Raw genomic sequence first — 16,319 nt, forward strand, 5'->3', positions numbered from 1 at the left:
AAGTCGGCAAGGGGCTATGTTATTCATAAAGTCCCTTTCTAGGTGCTTGCCTAGCCCTATTCTTAAGCTGGCATCAATTATTAGGCTGAACGTAGCTAAGTGCGATTATTAGTAAACACAGATGTCTTGTTAGATGTCTGCAACAATGGTCTTCTTACACGGCGGGGTCTAAGGGGCAGGAAGCCCGCCTCCTAGGGCGGGGAAGAGGTCAGATAATATAAGGCCCTGCTGTTGAGGGGCTGAGCTCCCTTATTGTATAGCCAGGGAGCTTCGCCCTGAGATGCTCAACTGCGTCAGCTATCCTGTCGCTCTCCACGAGCAGCACCACAAGCCTCTTCTTAACATAATAGCTCAGAAGGCCTGGCGTGCCCTTTATGCGTTCATATCCTTCGTCGCCAACCACTGACGCAGGAAGTCTCAGTTTATCGTTGAGACCCTTAACGCTCTCTATAAACACGCTAAGGCTGAAGTCCTCGGAAAGCCTCCTCAGTAGCTCCGCGGACTCTTTGTAAAAGCCCTCGTTTAATGACGAGAGGAGCTGCTCGGTACTCATGCTGCCAGCCTCAACAGTTATCACGGACACGCTCCTTGGCATGTAGATGCAGTCCACAGCCCCGATCCCTGGCGGGCCCGGCTTAGTCCTCATAACAAGGCCGATGCCACAGCTTATTGCAAGCACGTCACCAAGGCCTGTCTTATCCTGTAACTCTATCTCATGGGCCTGTTCAAGAAGAGCTAAGAGTTTTCTCCCTTTAAGGTAAGACGTTATGTGAGCCGCGGCGACCCCGGAAGCCCCACTGGTGGCATACCCAAAACCCCATGGGAGCGGATTTGACGCCCTGACAGAGCCTGGCTCCACCCCGTTGATCTTAAGAAGCTTGGCAGCGGTGCCTGTGACGCTACCCGATAGACCCAGATTATAGCAGAGCTCAAGACGTGGCTCAACAGCAATCCCAACACCTATAGATCCTGTGCTCCTTGGGCTCTTGCCCCACACGGGCATGAAGGCTGCCGTTATATGATGCGGCACGGACGCGCACACGTAGCCGTCCCTTAGCGGCAACATTTGCCACATGGCCTCTCCTAGCCTAGGTACTTAACGACCTCCTGCAACGGAGGCGAGGGTGGCAGGGACCTCTTATGCTGCGTGGCCCTGTGCAGGCTGAGCATCCTTTCTATCACGTTAAGGCTCACGCCAGTGGCCTCGACAGCCTCTGACGGCGTAAGCTTCAGATCCTCAATAGCATGTATAACCAGGTCCACCTGGTCGTAGCTTACTCCTAGCTCCCCCTCAGCCGTCTGGCCTGGCCATAACCTTGGGCTGCTCGGCTTGAACGCCACCTTCTCTGGAACGCCAAGCCTCATCGCAAGCCTCCTTACCTGGCTCTTAAGAAGTGGCGCTACTGGCAGAAGGTCAACTCCCCCATCACCATACTTAGTGAAGTAACCCAGGAAGGCCTCGCTTCTGTCCCCAGTGCCAAGGACAGCGTAACTGAACTTATTGGCGTAATAGTATAGCAGTGACATCCTGACTCTCGCCCTCAGGTTGCCCAACGGAACTAAGTCCGTTGGCTCGTAGACTGGTATGGACGACATGTATGTCTCAATTATGGGAGCTATGTCAATGACATTATACCGAGTTCCAGCGACAGCTATGAGCTGCTTAGCGTCGTCCACGTCCTCTTTTGGGGTCACGGTAGAGTCGTGCATTATCAGCGCGAGGACCTTGTCAGGGCCCACCGCCTTCACTGCCGCAAAGTACGCGGCCGCCGAGTCCACACCACCACTTATCCCTATCACAAAGCCTTTGATGCCCACCTCCTCTAGGAAACCCTTTATGAAGCTAGTAATGGCGTTAACCGCGCGTTCATAATCTATGTTCACTACGTCCTCAAGAGAGATCTTCCTTATAGTCAAGGGGCCCCCGCTGAATTCTGGGTCTGCCGCTTAATATAATTTTAAGACTACGCTTTTACTAAGCGTCGTGGGGCGAAAGCGCGTAAAGCTTAATGCAACATTTCTTTGAAAGAAGTGCGCCTAGAGCAGGGAGCTTCCCAAGGGCTCCAAATATCTTTAAAAGCCCAAGAGTCCTCTAGGAACAACGGCTGATGCGTATGGCTCAGGAAGGTAAGGCATATATGCACGCGGCCCTCGCGCTGTACTATGCAGGGGCTCAGATAAACGAGGATAATCTAAAGAAAGTCATTGAAGCGCTGGGCCTCCAGGTCGATGACGCCAAGGTAAAGATGCTAGTTGCCGGCCTCTCTCAGCTTAACCTAGAAGATGTGCTTAAAGGAGCCGTCGCTGCAGTAGTGGCAGCCCCAGCAGCCGCGCCTGCAGCGGCCTCAGCGCAGGCGCCCGCCCAGCAGGGAGGGGAGCAGAAGGAGCAGAAGAAAGAGGAGAAGAAGGAGGAGGGCGGCGAGGTCGACATCGGTCAGGGCCTGGCCGGCCTCTTCGGCATGTAAGCCCGACAAGCCCGATATGAAGTTATTGGCTCATAGTACTTTTGACAGCGCACTTATAGTAGCAGTTTAGCCTTGGCTCATCTGATGTTACTCTTGATTAAAATCACTGGAAGCCTTAGAAGGCCCATCAATGATAGTATCTGTGCTATAGTTTACAGGCCGTTTGCCCCTACGCCCTCACCTCTATCATCTGCTTATTCTTGATCGAGCGCGGGGACCCCCACCTCGCCCACAGGGCCCTTGGGATCCCTGTGGGCTCATGGGCGGCCGCCAGGACCAGCGGCGCGGGCCCCCATCTGCGGCCTAATCCCCTCGCCCCTGGGGCATAGCCCCATCAGGCGAGGGCGTTACTCGCTTAGCCTGTTACGGAGGGGTAATACTGTAAAGGATTTTCTATTAACGTGAAAAAGGGCTCAGCTCAGATCTTAGCCCCCATCAATGCCTCAAGTTGATAGATGAGAGAACATCAAAAGGCGCAACTAACCTATGAGGACCACCTCGAGGTCTAACATTTTGCGGCTAAGCGAGGCGCTGCTTTAAAAATCAAGGCATAACGCCACAGCACAGGGGCATAAGTTGCCCTTTAACCATCTTTTTAAACTGTTTCAAACCTTCACTTTGTAGCGCAAGGAGGGTGACGCGAATGCCGCTTCAGGCGAGCCCAGACGAGTACAGGTTGCAGTTCTTCAAAGAGAACAGCTACCAGAGGAAGCGCTGCTCGGTTGGTGGCGACTTCTTCTGGACGCTTAACAGCGGCTTTGACACATGCCAGGACGTCCCGGACACTGACTACTGGTTTGATAAGATACCATCGGTCCCAGGCCTAACCGTGAGCGAGGCCAGGAGGAAGTTTATTAACTTCTTTGCAAGGCATGGCCACACGCCAGTTCCTCCCAGGCCTGTTGTTGCTAGGTGGCGCGAGGACCTTTACCTCACTATAGCTAGCATAGTTGACTTCCAGCCTCACGTGACGAGCGGACTCGTCCCTCCGCCAGCTAACCCGCTAGTAATAAGCCAGCCATGCATAAGGCTTGAGGACATAGATAACGTCGGACTGACCATAGGAAGGCACCTAACGACCTTTGAGATGGCAGCTCACCACGCATTCAACTACCCCGACAAGTGGGTCTACTGGAAGGACGAGACCGTCAGGTATGCGTATGAGTTCTTCACAAAGGAGCTCGGCATACCAGGCGACCTCATAGTATTTAAGGAGTCGTGGTGGGAAGGAGGAGGCAACGCGGGCCCCTCATTTGAGGTAACTGTTGGGGGCCTCGAGCTGGCAACACTTGTGTTCATGCAGTATAGAGTTGAGAACGACAATTACGTGGAGCTCCCGCTGAAGATAGTTGATACAGGCTACGGCGTTGAACGCATGGCCTGGTTTACCCAGAAGACTCCAACAGCGTTTCATGCAATCTACGGCCAGCTTCTTGACAAGGTCAGGTCTGAGCTGGGCCTGCCGAGGCCTCCAGACGAGTACCTCTGGGCGGCCTTCAGGGCTGCAGCCAAGTTCAACCCAGATGTCGAAGGGAGCCTTGACAACTTCTACAGCCAGGTGGCCAGGATAACGGGCGCCAACATTGGCGACGTAAGGGGCGTGCTCGAGCGTGAGGCGAGGCTCTACAGCGTCATAGATCACGCTAAGACCATTGCAATGATGCTCGGAGATGGTGTAGTTCCCAGCAACTCCGGCGAGGGCTACCTGGCCAGGCTGGTCATAAGGAGGGCCCTCAGACAGCTCAGGCAGCTTAACGAGAGCTACAGCCTTACCAACATAGTTAACATGCAGGTTGACATGTGGGCCTCTGACTTCCCACAGCTAAAGGAGAGCAGGAACTACATAGTTGAAGCCGTGACCCTTGAGGAGGAAAAGTACAGAGATCTCCTCAGGAGAGGGGAGAAGCTCATTGTAAAAGAGCTCTCCCAGGGGGCTGACACCGAGACCCTGATAAGGCTTTACGACAGCTACGGGGTCCCGCCTGAGCTGATCGCCGAGGCAGCGGCCAAGAGGGGCCTTGCGGTCAGCGTGCCGCGCAACTTCTACTCCCTTGTAGCCGCTAGGCACAGGGCGCCAGCGAAGGTGCGCTCCGTGGAGGAGAAGGCCTCGCTGCCAGAGGACGTCGTGGAGTGGGCCCGTAAGTTTAGGCCGACGGTCCTGCTCTTCCACTCCGACCCCTACGCCAGGGCTTTCACAGCCAGGCTCCTCGGAGTCAGAGGGCCTTACTTCGTGCTTGACGCAACCCTCTTCTACGCAACTGGAGGAGGCCAGCTTCATGACATTGGAACCGTTGAGATCTGTGGGGAGAGCTACAAGGTAGTTGACGTGCAGAAGGTTGGCAACGTCATAGTGCATAAGGCCGACAGGGACGTCTCTGCCACAGAGTGTGGCGATGCTAAAGGCGAGATAGACTGGGTGCGCAGGTTCAGGCTGATGAGGCACCACACAGCTACCCACATAATACTAGGCGCCGCCAGAAGAGTGTTGGGCAGCCACGTATGGCAGGCCGGCGCTGAAAAGACCCCAGAGAAGGGCAGGCTTGACATAACTCACCACAAGCCCCTCACGAGAGATGAAATTAGGAAGATAGAGGAGCTCGCCAACAGGGTCGTAGATGAGCGTAGACCCATAACCCAGACCTACATGGACCGCAATGAGGCTGAAGCCAAGTACGGCTTCGTGCTCTATGAGGGCGGCGTCCCAATGGAGCCTAAGATCAGGGTCGTCGATATACAGGACTGGGACGTAGAGGCGTGTTTCGGAACTCATGTAGCCAACACAAGCGACGTGGGGGGGATCAAGATAGTTAATGTTGAGAAGATACAGGACGGCGTAGTTAGGCTTGAGTATGTGGCTGGAACGAGGGTACCTGAGGAGATGAGCTCGCTTGAGGACAGGCTCTCAAAGATATCTGAAGAAATAGGCTCAGGGGGCAGCGATGAGCTAAGCAAGGTGAAGGAGCTAAAGGAGGAGCTCCAGAGGCTTGAGGATACCGTTAAGGCTTACCGCAGCATCTGGCTAAGCTTGGCCAAGAACAACTTAACCTCCAGCTCGGTTGGTGGCGTTCACGTGGCCGTTATAGAGTACCCAGAGCCTGACGTCAAGTCCGCCAGGGAGGCACTTAAGGAACTGACGCAGGAGTTCACGAACTCCATAGTTACAATCGCCGTGAAGCAGGACAAGGGCTACACCTACGAGCTCGGCATAGGAAGGGAGGCCGCAAAGCTAGTAGACGCCAAGGACTTAATAGCTGCCGTGGGGTCGCAGCTCAACGTTAGTGGGGGCGGAAGGGGCACCTACGGGAGCTTCTACTCTTCTGAGAGCCCAGAAAAGATTGACGAAGCCATGAGGAAGATAATTAACGACATCAGATCCAAGACATCTAAACAACCTTAAAAGACCTCTTGATTGAAAATTAAAAGGAGTTCAGTGCTTGGAGCTCATGAGAGGCTGTTAAGCTCCTTATTAAGCCTGTCATAGAACCTCTTCCACCAGTCCATCATTTTCTGCTCGTTATACATGGCGTCCTCCCACGCGTGAACTCCTGTCTCCGCTGCCAGCGAGGCTATGATATCCATGACCTTCTTCGACTCCCAGGGCTCTGGCGCGGCCCCTGACTTCACCTGGTACTCAGCTATCTTTCTATACGTAGAAAGTCCGTGCTTATAGAGATCTACGTTAACACCTACTATGTCCCTATAAAGCCCTCCGAGAATCTCCTCAGCCCAACCCCTGTGGAACCTGCAGAAGCCAGCGTTGGCTACCAGGAGCTCCATAACAGCACGCCTGAGCGCTGCCACGCTGTAGTCCTCAGGGTCCCTGAACGCTGGGGAGTAATCAGTCCAGTACTTCCCAAGCACATAGAGCGGTGCAAGGACTCCAGGGGACCAGTAGAAGTTGGGCGTGAAGTAGCCGTCCTTGCCAAACGCGGCATAAACGAGAAGATCCTCGAACTTCCTCCCAGACCGGGCGACGCGGTCACTGTAAACTTTGTCAAGCTCCTTGGCCGCCGCCCTCAGACCCATAGACCCTACAATCTTCAGCACCTTTGGAGGGTTGTCGCTGACTAAGTTTAGCAGAAGCTGTCTAGCGAGCTCAGCGTTAACTGCACTAGCCTCCGGACCCTGAAGCTTTGGATCCATTATAGGTCTTCCGCTAAGCCCGACGTCCTCCGGCTCGAGGAGGCCCTTGTCTATGAGGTCAAAAATCCATCCAATGAAGTGACCTGCCTCTATAGCGTCGAGGCCCAGCTCGTCAACCAGCTCAACCAGCTCTGCGCTCTTCTTAATATCAAATATACCACTGTCCGGGCCAACTCCATGAGCAGGCTCATAGTCCACCTTAACACCTCTGAATATCTTCTTGCAGACCACGGGGCACGGCTCGCCGCAGTTCTTTGAGGCGGCAGTAAGCTTTCCGCCGTCAAATACCTCGTCCTGGAAGGGACGCCAGAAGTTATCCATAATCTTGCCATGAAGCTCAAGCCTAAGGCCGCGGCTCAGATAGACACTGTTATAGTTGAGCATGGGAACCAGGTCCTTATAGTGCGGGTAGTTCTCGCCGAACGTCCCGCCGGTCTTGGTGGCTGGGTCAAACCTGTACTTGGTGGTCTTGTCGAGCAGCGCCTGGGAGAAGGGCTTCTTGTAGGCCTCCTGCGTGAGCTTGTTGAGAGCTTGTATGTTCGAGAGATTTGGATTTGGTCTCTTGTAGGTCCCCCCGAAGGCTATTGCAACGACGTTGTGAGCCTGAGCCATGACAGTACCTCCGCCTCCCCTTGAAGCTGAGTCTGAGACCTCGGTTATGTTGCCTTTGTCATCAAGTACGTAGCTGAAGATGCCAGCGAAGAGCGTCTTGAAGGCACCAGGTCCTACTACGGCCACACGCCCATGGTTCTTAACCAGGGTCTCCCTGTTAGCATCTACTACGAACTTAGTCAGGGCCTTGCTTCCGGCGAGCCCGCCGTACCCTGCATATATCTTGTTCAGCTCCTCCGCTGATACCTCTGAGAAGCTGATAGATTGGTTCCCATTAGGGTCGCCTATTACTGAAATGATTAAGGGGCTCTCGCTCTTACCTGTTATTATAATAGCGTCAAGGCCTGTCCTGAAGAATGAGTAGGCGGCCCCTCCCATCTCGCTTACGTGAAGGCCTTTGCTCACAGGACTCTTGAAAACAGCGACTATCCTGTGACTACCCACTACAGCCCCGCCAGCGAAAGGTCCAATTCCAAGGACCAGCGGATTCGTTGGATCTAGCGGGTCCGCCTTGTAGCTCTCCATGTTGATGTGCGTCTGAACCCCAAGGTCTACCACCCCCAGCAGCTCGGGGTCATTAACTTTCTCAATATAGTAGGAGTGACGCGTTGCGTCTATGTGAAGCACCTTGAATTCCATGAAGCCCTCCTCCGCCTCTCAACGATTTCTTAACCTTTTTAAAGAGACTTAAATACTTACAGCGCGTTAAAGCCCTATTATTGCACGTCACTGCAAGAGAACCTTTGACTGCATGGAACTAAGCAATAACTTTGCGCAACCGCCGTTCTGAAACCTTTTAAAAGGTTATTGCTGCCGGAAAAGGAGGTGCTGAGCGTGCCCCAGGAGAAGACCATAAGTATCCAGATAGAGGGAGGTAGTGCTAAGCCTGGCCCGCCCCTTGGCCCAACGCTCTCGTCATTAGGCCTTAATGTGAAGCAGGTGATAGATGAAATTAACGAGAAGACCAAGGACTTCAAGGGCATGACTGTGCCAGTAAAGATCACAGTTGACATGAGTACGAAGAGCTACAGGATAGAGGTGGGAATACCAACAGTCACTGCCCTCCTGCTTAAGGAGGCAGGAGCTGAAGCGCCCAGTGGCGACCCTGCTCACAAGAAGATAGGCGACGTAAGCCTTGAGTCAATAGTTAAGGTGGCAATAATGATAAAGCCGAAGATCACTGCCAAGACCTTAAAGTTAGCAGTTAAAAGCGTCCTAGGCACCGCCAAGAGCATAGGCCTTACAGTAGATGGCAAGGATCCAAAGGACCTAATAAAGGACGTGGACTCAGGAGCCTTTGACGATCTGCTGAACAAGCATGAAAAGGAGTGGGAGTCCAAATAAAAGGCGCAAGCTTAATACAGGTTAAAATGGGCTGGGAGCTATTGCCAAGATGCACAGGCTTACCTTGAAGTTTCTGGTTGCAGACTTTATAGTATCAGCGTTGTTAACTCTTGCAGCCTTCATATACATCGCGGCCGGCTACATCAGAGACTCTATAGTGGCTGCCACATGGCTATCACTCATCCTCTTTGCCCTGTGGCTAGTTAGGAACGAGGTAAAGGTATCGAACGTTGAGAGGCTACTCGGCGAGATGACTAAATGCGACAGCTTCAAATACGACTTCATAAGGGATGCTCTACTTTGCCAACCCTACGACGCCGCACTTGATGGCCTAGAACTGTGTGTGTCCTTCCAGGACAGGAGGCTTTACATGATAAGACGCCCATCGCTGGTTACTGCAACGGATGACCCAAGGGATTTCGTCTGCGTCAAGTACGAAGGAGGTGTTGTCAAAAAGCTTGAATATGACGTTGAGCTCTTTGAAGGTCCAGGAACCTATCTCGAGGCCTCCACCGGCAATGCAATGCGTGGGGAATTGAAGGTTTACTCCGTAGAGCTCAAAGGTCTGAGTCCAAGTAACGTATCACAAGGCCTGACCAAGCTTATGAATGCCTCGAAAGCCAACGCTGCCTCTTAAATGCCTGAGGTCTTACGCGGCAGGGAGTCTAAGGGGACTTGAAGTGCTTACCCCGTGACGCACCTATTAATTATCTCTTTAATTATCTCTGTGCGCCACGGGCGCCCTCCTGATGAATCACCCGCGTCGCCCTCAGGCCATTGGAGTTGGTCGAAGGAAATGCCGCTACCCCCATCCGCGGCCCCTACCTCAGCCCTCGTGGGCGGCACCCGTCACTAGTCGGAGGTTCATCAGAAGAAAGCACTTGAGCGGAGCATATAAACGCAGCAGACCCCTCAGCGTTGCCCGAGAATTGTTAAAAGCTATTAGCAGCTACTTAGAGACATTACAGCCTCGCCTTCCAGGGTGGAGAGGAGGCTGGAGGACGCACGACTCCTTGCATGCTCAAAGGAAGCTGACCACTAGGCCCACTACTTCAAGCAGGCCAAATGTCATAGCTAGGTTAGCAGTCATAACGTCTATGCCAAGCCACGAGCTGTCGTGTTTTAGTTTCTCGTTTATCTTAAAGGCCAGCGGCACCGAGAGCAGCGAGGCTAAGGAATATAGCGATAGGAAGCTGGTCGCGGCCAACGCTGCCTGTATTATATAAGCCAAGGCTAGGAATAGGAAGTAAAGGCGGGAAGCCCTCTTAGGACCTAACATCGTGGCCACGGTCTTTGCACCTCTGCTGCTGTCCTTGCTAATGTCCCTTATGTTGTTTGCCAGAAGTACATCGTCTATTAAAAGTGATATAGGCACCCCTACGAGGAGGCCCTTAATTGATAGGGAGCCGCTTGCCAAATAGTACCCTGTCTCCGACAGCAGTAGGCCAGCAGCTATCACCCCAACGTCCCCCAGCCCTCTATACTTTAATGAAAGAGGGGGTGCAGTGTAAAAGTAGCCTATAGCTATGCCGATTAAGCCTAAGAGTATCGCAAGCGGCCTTCCGAGCACCGCCACTATGACACCTAGAGGTATTGACGCCAGGAACATGGCTAGTGAGACTTTGTGGGCCCCGCTGGGGCCTATGTCCTTGTCATAGGCCATATGATATCTCATTGATGACACGGAGGGGTCGTCAATGCCGTGATAGAAGTCGTAGACGTCGTTAATGACGTTCGTTGCTGAGTGTATGAGGAGTTCACCAAGAGCAGCGACCGCTAGGACAACTAAAGCTAAACTCCTTACCCTGCCACTAAATGCCACAAAGCCTATGACGAGGGTTATGACATAAAATGGTAGCGCCCAAGGCCTGACTCCAACGAGCAACCTCTTGAGGCGGTTCACGTTCTGCACCACCAATAAGTGGTTTGACAGGCCTTAAACTTTTTGAGCGCCCTATACTAGAAGCTGCTTTACCTGCTGTACAGGAGATTTAAAGCTGCCACCCAAAAACCGCTTAGGGATACGGATGACTCTAATCATTACAAATACCCTTGGCAAGAGGGAGGAGGTCTTCAGGCCCTGGTCCCCACCTATCGTAACCATGTACGTCTGCGGGCCCACCGTTTACGACTACGTTCACATAGGACATGCAAAAACATTCGTAGCATTTGACGGAATAAAGAGGTACCTCTCGCTAATCGGCTACTCTGTTTACCACGTTCAGAACATAACTGATATCGACGACAAAATAATAAAGAGAGCCGCAGAGCAGGGGGTCAGCTGGAATGAAGTGGCAGACACCTACGCCAAGGACTACCTTGACAACATGACCGCGCTTAAGGTTAAGGTTGATATGCACCCGAGGGTCACGTCTCACATAAATGAGATAATAGAGTTCGTTAAAGGACTCATAGATAAAGGCTTTGCCTATGTGGCTCCCAGCGGTAGCGTTTACTTCGATGTAGACAAGTATCCAGACTACGGTAGGCTCAGTGGCAACTTCAACAAGGCGCTCTGGGACCAGGGGGAGGGCGTGGTCTCCGAGAAGCGCCACCCGTATGATTTCGCTCTGTGGAAGGCCGCCAAGCCAGGGGAACCCTGGTGGGACAGCCCTTGGGGCAGGGGCAGGCCCGGCTGGCACATTGAGTGCAGCGTGATGAGCAGCAGGTATCTTGGCAACAAGATAGACATACACGGCGGCGGCTCAGATCTCATATTCCCTCACCATGAGAATGAGAGGGCCCAGAGCGAGTCGCTCTTTGGCGACCAGTGGGTTAAGTATTGGTTTCACACCGGCATGCTTACAATCAGAGGCGAGAAGATGAGCAAGAGCCTGGGCAACATAGTGAGCCTCAAGGACGCCCTCAAGGAATGGGGTCCCATGACGATAAGGATGTGGGTCCTGACGGCGCACTACAGGGGCAGCCTGGAGTACTCTGAGCAGAGCCTGGGCCAGGCTAAGAGGCTTGTGGAGAGGCTTCACGACGTGGCGTCCGATGTAGTCAAAAGAGCCATGAAGGAGGAGTACACGAGCTACTTAAAGCAGTCTGACCTAGAGGAGCTCTTCAGGCTGAGGTCCATCTACGCTAGCTGGCACTCAGCAATGCAGAGGGACTTTAACATGGGAGAGGCGTCAAGTAGCGTCTGGGCCTTAACGTCAGAGTACTACAGGTACGTCTCCTCCTCCGAGTCCGTGGCTCTCCTAAGTTATGTTTATAAGATGCTCATAGACTTTAACAGAGTCTACGCTGTCATAGATGATATACTTGAGGGCGCCCCGATGTCGACGGTGCCGTCAATAGAGGACCAACTGGTTGACCTACTGGTTGAGGTCAGATCACAGCTGCGCAGGAACAAAATGTATGACCTTGCTGACTACATAAGGTCAAGGTTGGCCTCCTTAGGCATTACGCTTAATGACAAGGGCAGTGAGACTACGTGGAAGAGGGCCCAGCAGGCTTCTTGATGTGCACGTTAGCCCATACCTTAGACTGATACGTTTTAAGTCCTGAGAAACTTTGTAGTCTTTGATGGGGGATCTCTTAAGCTAGAAAGTTGCACAGGTTTCTGTGAGCCCCTTGCGGTTTAAAGCAATATGTGCTGACTTCCGCAAAGTAGCTGGTTACTACGGCAACCATAGAACTCAAATTCACACAAAGACGAGGTTCAAGGAGGCAGGAAGCCTCGCCCTCTAAGGCGGGGGATGTCAGTCGGCACCTATCTTAGCCTTATATTCGGAGTAAAGGGCTTTGACACTACTGACCCAGACATCAAGGCCCTCAGGCGACGTCGGATAAGCGTCATATAACTGTTGCACCCTCTTCATGTATGTGGCCACGGTGGCAAGCTTAGGCAACAGCGAGGGTCTGCCAAGCATACGCAACGCCACTGAGACCTTGTCAAGGAGGCCTAGGTTCGCCTTAAGCTCCCCTGAGACGCTGGTCTCATAGACTTGGTCGGCGTTCATGATGCCGTGCTTTAGCCCGTACTCTATGTCATCATTGCTTAGCCTCTGAAGGAATATTCTAAATATGTCCAATGACGCCTGCCTTTTCCCTATGGACTTTATGTAATTTATGTTAAGGTCCCAGAGGGCCTTGGCTGAGAAGTCATTAGCGCTAAAAGCATTAATTATAGTCCTAGAGGCGTGGAACGCCGCCACAAAGGCATATCCCATGCCTCCTCCATGAACCGGGTTCACGTTGTAACCGTTGTCGCCTATGCCTATGAAGTTGTCCCAGACAAGCGTGTTAGCCTGGCGCCTAGTAGGCACCTTGGAGCCCGCAGCATTTATGACCTTAGCGTAGTTTCTAACCTCGTCGAAGGTTTCAAGCCTCTGTTTGAATATCACATTAGGGGCCGGGTAGCCCATGCCGCCCTGAACTCCTAGGCCTATGTTAGCTGAGCTCCTGCCCTCTGGGAAGTACCACCAGTAACCCCCCGGCGATACCTCTTGATTCACATAAATCCTAAGGTACGTGGGCTCATCGATGTCATAGTTAAGCTCCCTAATCTCCCTATAGGCTATGTTAGAGTCCTTAGGGTCAAGGGGCTCGTTGGCAGGCCACGACTGAGGCAGCTGCCTCCTCAGCAGGCCGCTGTTGCCTGTAGCGTCAACTATGATCTTTCCCCTGAAGAGCAGATCATCACCGGCCTCATTCTTAGCTCTGACCCCTACAAGCTTTCCTGACTCAAGCTTAGGCGATAGGACTCTTGTCTTAAGGTAAACGTCGATCCCTGCCTTAGCGCTCTCGTTTATTAGAAAAAGACCGTACTTGTTCCTGTCTATCATGAACCCCTCTCCGTTGACTCTTAACTTCACACCACCGTACGGGCTGATAATATCTATGCCTTCTATTTTCTGCTTCAGAGCGTCGCCAGAGGGGTAGGGCAGGCCTGTCTCGTCAAAGTGATGCTTGCCTATTGCATCGCCGCACGGCTTGCCCCACACTCCTTCAGCGCCGTTCATCTCGATACCTGCAACCTTCAGGCCGGACTTCCTCAAAAAGTAGGCAAGCGACGCGCCAGCAGGACCTAGGCCCACTATAACCACGTCATAATTAAACTCCTTCGTCAATGTATGTCTCCTGAGGGCTATGTTTGAGTGGAGTTTAAAAGCGGTATTCTTGACAAAATGGAAAGCAAGCTTCGCCCTTCGGGGCGTGGAGGAGGTCAGTTGCCAACTGAAGCTGCTACTTTAAAACAACAGCATATTTAAACAAATATAATAATAGTAGTAATTCCTAACTACCACTAACTACCTTGGCTTACTCTACCTTTATATTGACAGTTCCCTTACTCCCCTGAAGCTTCTTGAACTTGATCTCAAGCACGCCATTCTTGTATGTGGCTTTCGCTGAGCCCGGATCCACGGGCGCTGGTAACTCGACCTCCTTAGAGTACTTCCTCTTCTCTCCCTCAGCCTTTATGCTAACGCCGTTCTCCGTTGCAGAAACCTTTATCTGATCCTTGTCAACGCCTGGCAGGTCAGCTATGACCCAGACCTCATCGCCGCGCTCCATAACATCGACCATAGGCTCCGTCTCTTCGCTTATAATAACCTTGTTCTTGCCTTCCTTCTTTATGTTGCCAAATTGCTCTATGTGAGGTACGCCGTCAGGTCCTATTGTGACCCTGACCCCGTAGAAGTAAGGTCCCTCCTGCGCTGGGGCGCTCTTAAGCATGTTCTCGAACTCCTCCTCCATGCTTTCGAACTCCTCCTCAAACCTCCTCATGAGCTCGTCTATTTCATCAAATATATCAAAGCTCCTCTTCTTTTTGTCGCGGCTGCTCACCGCTAAGCACCGTGATCAAAGTATAGAGCCAGAGATTAATAGCGTAACCTTAAATAGGAACACCTTAGAGCGCTGTTGCCTGTAATGGTAAAGGGTGCGGTGACTCCCGAATCTGCGTTAAACTGTAATACATCTTAAATGACGCATTAACTGAGGGGCATGCTCGTGCCATTTGAGGGGTGGCTGCTCAAAGACTGGGATCGTAATGTTGTGTGGCTTGTGAAAGGCTATGAACATCCAACAGAAGGCTATGTTGCGATACCTTACCGCAAGGTTTACTCGGGAGAGCCATGGAACCTGAGGGGTCTAACTAGATACTTAGAGTGCGTTGGCAGGGAGGTCCAGGTGGTGCCGAGAAGCCCTGAAATTAGCGTTGTGGACCCCTCGGAGGCCCTTAAGCAGGCCACTATCCCGGCCCCGCTAAGGGAGCTCCTGGAGCAGTTAGACCCAGAGTGGGCAGGCCTGACCGGCAGCAGGGCACTTGGAGCGGCTAAGCCTTCAAGTGACTTTGACATACTTGTGTACTCGTCGAGGCCCTCCGAACTCTACAAGGTGCTCGAAGACCTTGCCGCTGAGTCCAAGATAAAGGAGTGTGAGGCCAACATAAGGTACTCAAAGGTAGGTGATACATGGTCGTCGCAGGAGTTCAGGCTTCTTCACAGCTTCAAACTGCTGGACTCGTGCTACATGGGGGTGCCCTACACGCTAAGGATGCTGAGGTACGCAGAGGAGCGCGAGTGCAAAAGCTCCTACAGAAGCCTGGGGTGGTCTGAGGGCCTCATAAGGCTTGCTGAGAGCGGTGAAAAATTCCTGGTGCCAGCCACATACACAACTACCATTGTAGGGGTTAACGCCCCTGTCACATTGGTTACCTGGAGAACCAGGTACCAGGAGTTGCCGCCTGGCCTCTACCTAGCCAGAGGCCTTTTACAGGCCTCAGGCTCTGACCTCTACCTGGTGCCAGACATTCGAGGCTACGTTAAGCCGCTGGAGGTATGGGCACGGCAGCGTAGTCATGACTAGGGACCTACTCCTAGGGGTAGAGATAGGCCTGCCCTCGCCCTACGGGTTTATTCCAATAATACCGAAGTACGTTCCTTGTAGAGAGGGTCAATGGTCAAGACCTGGGGCTAGGTACTGCAGGGTGATAGAGAGCTATGGCCCAAGAGGCGTCGCTAGGGCCATTAGCAGGTCTGAGCTCAGGCTAACCTATGATCCCTTCTACTTGGCCTCTATGCCGTACATTAGGCTAAGCGACGTGGCGACCTACGTAAGTCCAAGGGATGCCTTAGAAAAGGCCTTAAGTGGCGCGTCGCCCCTTTACGAGGACCTCGTAAAGTCCTTGAACCTCATTGCAAGAGCCGTTGGCTCCTCGGAGTTCCTAGGCCTGACGGGCTCGTTAGCCATGGGTATAGAGCAGGCGTTCTCCGACATTGACATTGTCGTATATGGCTCCCAGGGGGCTCAGGCGGCCTTTGAGCTCTACGTAACAAGTTCTAGACAGGTTGAGCAACAAGAGTCAATGGGCGGGGTTTATATAAAAGGCTTTGCGGCATTAAACTGGAGGAGGGGTCTCATAGGAGACGTTGAGGTCCCCGTGAGCTGGGTCGGCGTCCCTGAGTATGGCGTTGCTACCTTCTGTAAGCCGCTTAATGACTACCTTCACATAAAGCCGCCCTTGCTTAACTACAAGGGGACCCTGAGCATACCCCCAGGCCAGGAGGGGGCCCTGCTTTATCCTCCTTGTGTGACCACCGAGGAGGGAGTCACCGTAGTGTCATTTGAGTATAACTTAGGCGGTTACCTATATGGGGGCGGGGAGGTCGAGGTCGAGGGGGTAGCCTCATCAGACAGCAAGGTGGTTTACGTCGGAACGAGGGAGCGGCCGGGCGGGCTAACCCTCAGGGCTAAGTTTAAATCTTAAGGCCCGACTGAAGATTAGTTTAAAGCCGTGTGCTT

At 52.8% G+C, this 16,319-nt stretch carries 13 protein-coding genes; 7 read left to right on the forward strand and 6 right to left on the reverse strand.

Annotation, left to right across the window (positions count from 1 at the left end; all coding sequences use genetic code 11):
- Positions 1-208: 208 nt before the first annotated feature.
- On the reverse strand, positions 209-1,063 hold the full coding sequence (locus tag SE86_RS02000; RefSeq protein WP_117354068.1) for a hypothetical protein: 855 nt from the start codon (positions 1,061-1,063) through the stop codon (positions 209-211).
- Between the two features lie 20 nt (positions 1,064-1,083).
- A complete protein-coding gene (locus SE86_RS02005) occupies positions 1,084-1,917 on the reverse strand; it encodes an NAD+ synthase (RefSeq protein WP_117354069.1) in 834 nt (277 codons plus the stop codon).
- Between the two features lie 197 nt (positions 1,918-2,114).
- Between SE86_RS02005 and rpl12p the strand changes: the two genes are divergently transcribed.
- Together rpl12p and alaS are read left to right on the forward strand one after the other, a co-directional pair.
- Positions 2,115-2,465 carry a 50S ribosomal protein P1 gene (rpl12p, locus tag SE86_RS02010; protein WP_117354070.1) on the forward strand — a complete coding sequence of 117 codons (351 nt, stop codon included), beginning with the start codon at positions 2,115-2,117 and terminating at the stop codon, positions 2,463-2,465.
- 643 nt (positions 2,466-3,108) lie between these two features.
- Positions 3,109-5,862, forward strand: coding sequence for an alanine--tRNA ligase (gene alaS, locus SE86_RS02015; protein WP_117354071.1), 2,754 nt, complete (start codon positions 3,109-3,111; stop codon positions 5,860-5,862).
- Between the two features lie 44 nt (positions 5,863-5,906).
- Here alaS and SE86_RS02020 read toward each other — a convergent pair whose 3' ends face one another.
- Positions 5,907-7,859, reverse strand: a complete 1,953-nt coding sequence (locus SE86_RS02020; protein ID WP_117354072.1) for an aldehyde ferredoxin oxidoreductase N-terminal domain-containing protein — start codon at positions 7,857-7,859, stop codon at positions 5,907-5,909.
- A gap of 195 nt (positions 7,860-8,054) precedes the next feature.
- Between SE86_RS02020 and SE86_RS02025 the strand changes: the two genes are divergently transcribed.
- Positions 8,055-8,564, forward strand: a complete 510-nt coding sequence (locus tag SE86_RS02025; RefSeq protein WP_117355045.1) for a 50S ribosomal protein L11 — start codon at positions 8,055-8,057, stop codon at positions 8,562-8,564.
- Positions 8,565-8,628: 64 nt separating this feature from the next.
- Complete coding sequence (locus SE86_RS02030) at positions 8,629-9,201, forward strand: hypothetical protein (protein ID WP_148666744.1); 573 nt, start codon at positions 8,629-8,631, stop codon at positions 9,199-9,201.
- A 384-nt stretch (positions 9,202-9,585) separates the two neighbouring features.
- Here the strand turns inward: SE86_RS02030 and SE86_RS02035 are convergent, their stop codons facing one another.
- Positions 9,586-10,467, reverse strand: coding sequence for a prenyltransferase (locus SE86_RS02035; RefSeq protein WP_158543077.1), 882 nt, complete (start codon positions 10,465-10,467; stop codon positions 9,586-9,588).
- Between the two features lie 124 nt (positions 10,468-10,591).
- Between SE86_RS02035 and cysS the strand changes: the two genes are divergently transcribed.
- Entirely contained in the window at positions 10,592-12,031 is a 1,440-nt protein-coding gene (cysS, locus tag SE86_RS02040) for a cysteine--tRNA ligase (RefSeq protein WP_117354075.1), read from the forward strand.
- A 240-nt stretch (positions 12,032-12,271) separates the two neighbouring features.
- Here cysS and SE86_RS02045 read toward each other — a convergent pair whose 3' ends face one another.
- Together SE86_RS02045 and hsp20 are read right to left on the reverse strand one after the other, a co-directional pair.
- Positions 12,272-13,642, reverse strand: a complete 1,371-nt coding sequence (locus tag SE86_RS02045) for a digeranylgeranylglycerophospholipid reductase (protein WP_117354076.1) — start codon at positions 13,640-13,642, stop codon at positions 12,272-12,274.
- Between the two features lie 190 nt (positions 13,643-13,832).
- The gene (gene hsp20 / locus SE86_RS02050; protein WP_211096661.1) at positions 13,833-14,360 is read right to left on the reverse strand and encodes an archaeal heat shock protein Hsp20; all 528 of its coding nucleotides are present in this window, start codon (positions 14,358-14,360) and stop codon (positions 13,833-13,835) included.
- Between the two features lie 165 nt (positions 14,361-14,525).
- Here hsp20 and SE86_RS02055 point away from each other — a divergent pair, with 165 nt between their 5' ends.
- Together SE86_RS02055 and SE86_RS02060 are read left to right on the forward strand one after the other, a co-directional pair.
- Positions 14,526-15,383 carry a nucleotidyltransferase domain-containing protein gene (locus SE86_RS02055; RefSeq protein WP_211096662.1) on the forward strand — a complete coding sequence of 286 codons (858 nt, stop codon included), beginning with the start codon at positions 14,526-14,528 and terminating at the stop codon, positions 15,381-15,383.
- Entirely contained in the window at positions 15,376-16,284 is a 909-nt protein-coding gene (locus SE86_RS02060) for a hypothetical protein (protein ID WP_117354078.1), read from the forward strand. The genes SE86_RS02055 and SE86_RS02060 overlap by 8 nt, the downstream gene beginning before the upstream one ends.
- Positions 16,285-16,319: the final 35 nt, after the last annotated feature.

It is taken from the genome of Acidilobus sp. 7A, from assembly GCF_003431325.1.
Classification (GTDB): Archaea; Thermoproteota; Thermoprotei_A; order Sulfolobales; family Acidilobaceae; genus Acidilobus.

Bases quoted from the DNA above. Each gene is read 5' to 3' on its own strand.
- rpl12p (WP_117354070.1), top strand. From the start codon at position 2,115: ATGGCTCAGGAAGGTAAGGCATATATGCACGCGGCCCTCGCGCTGTAC.
- alaS (WP_117354071.1), top strand. From the start codon at position 3,109: ATGCCGCTTCAGGCGAGCCCAGACGAGTACAGGTTGCAGTTCTTCAAA.
- SE86_RS02020 (WP_117354072.1), bottom strand. From the start codon at position 7,859: ATGGAATTCAAGGTGCTTCACATAGACGCAACGCGTCACTCCTACTAT.
- cysS (WP_117354075.1), top strand. From the start codon at position 10,592: ATGACTCTAATCATTACAAATACCCTTGGCAAGAGGGAGGAGGTCTTC.
- SE86_RS02060 (WP_117354078.1), top strand. From the start codon at position 15,376: ATGACTAGGGACCTACTCCTAGGGGTAGAGATAGGCCTGCCCTCGCCC.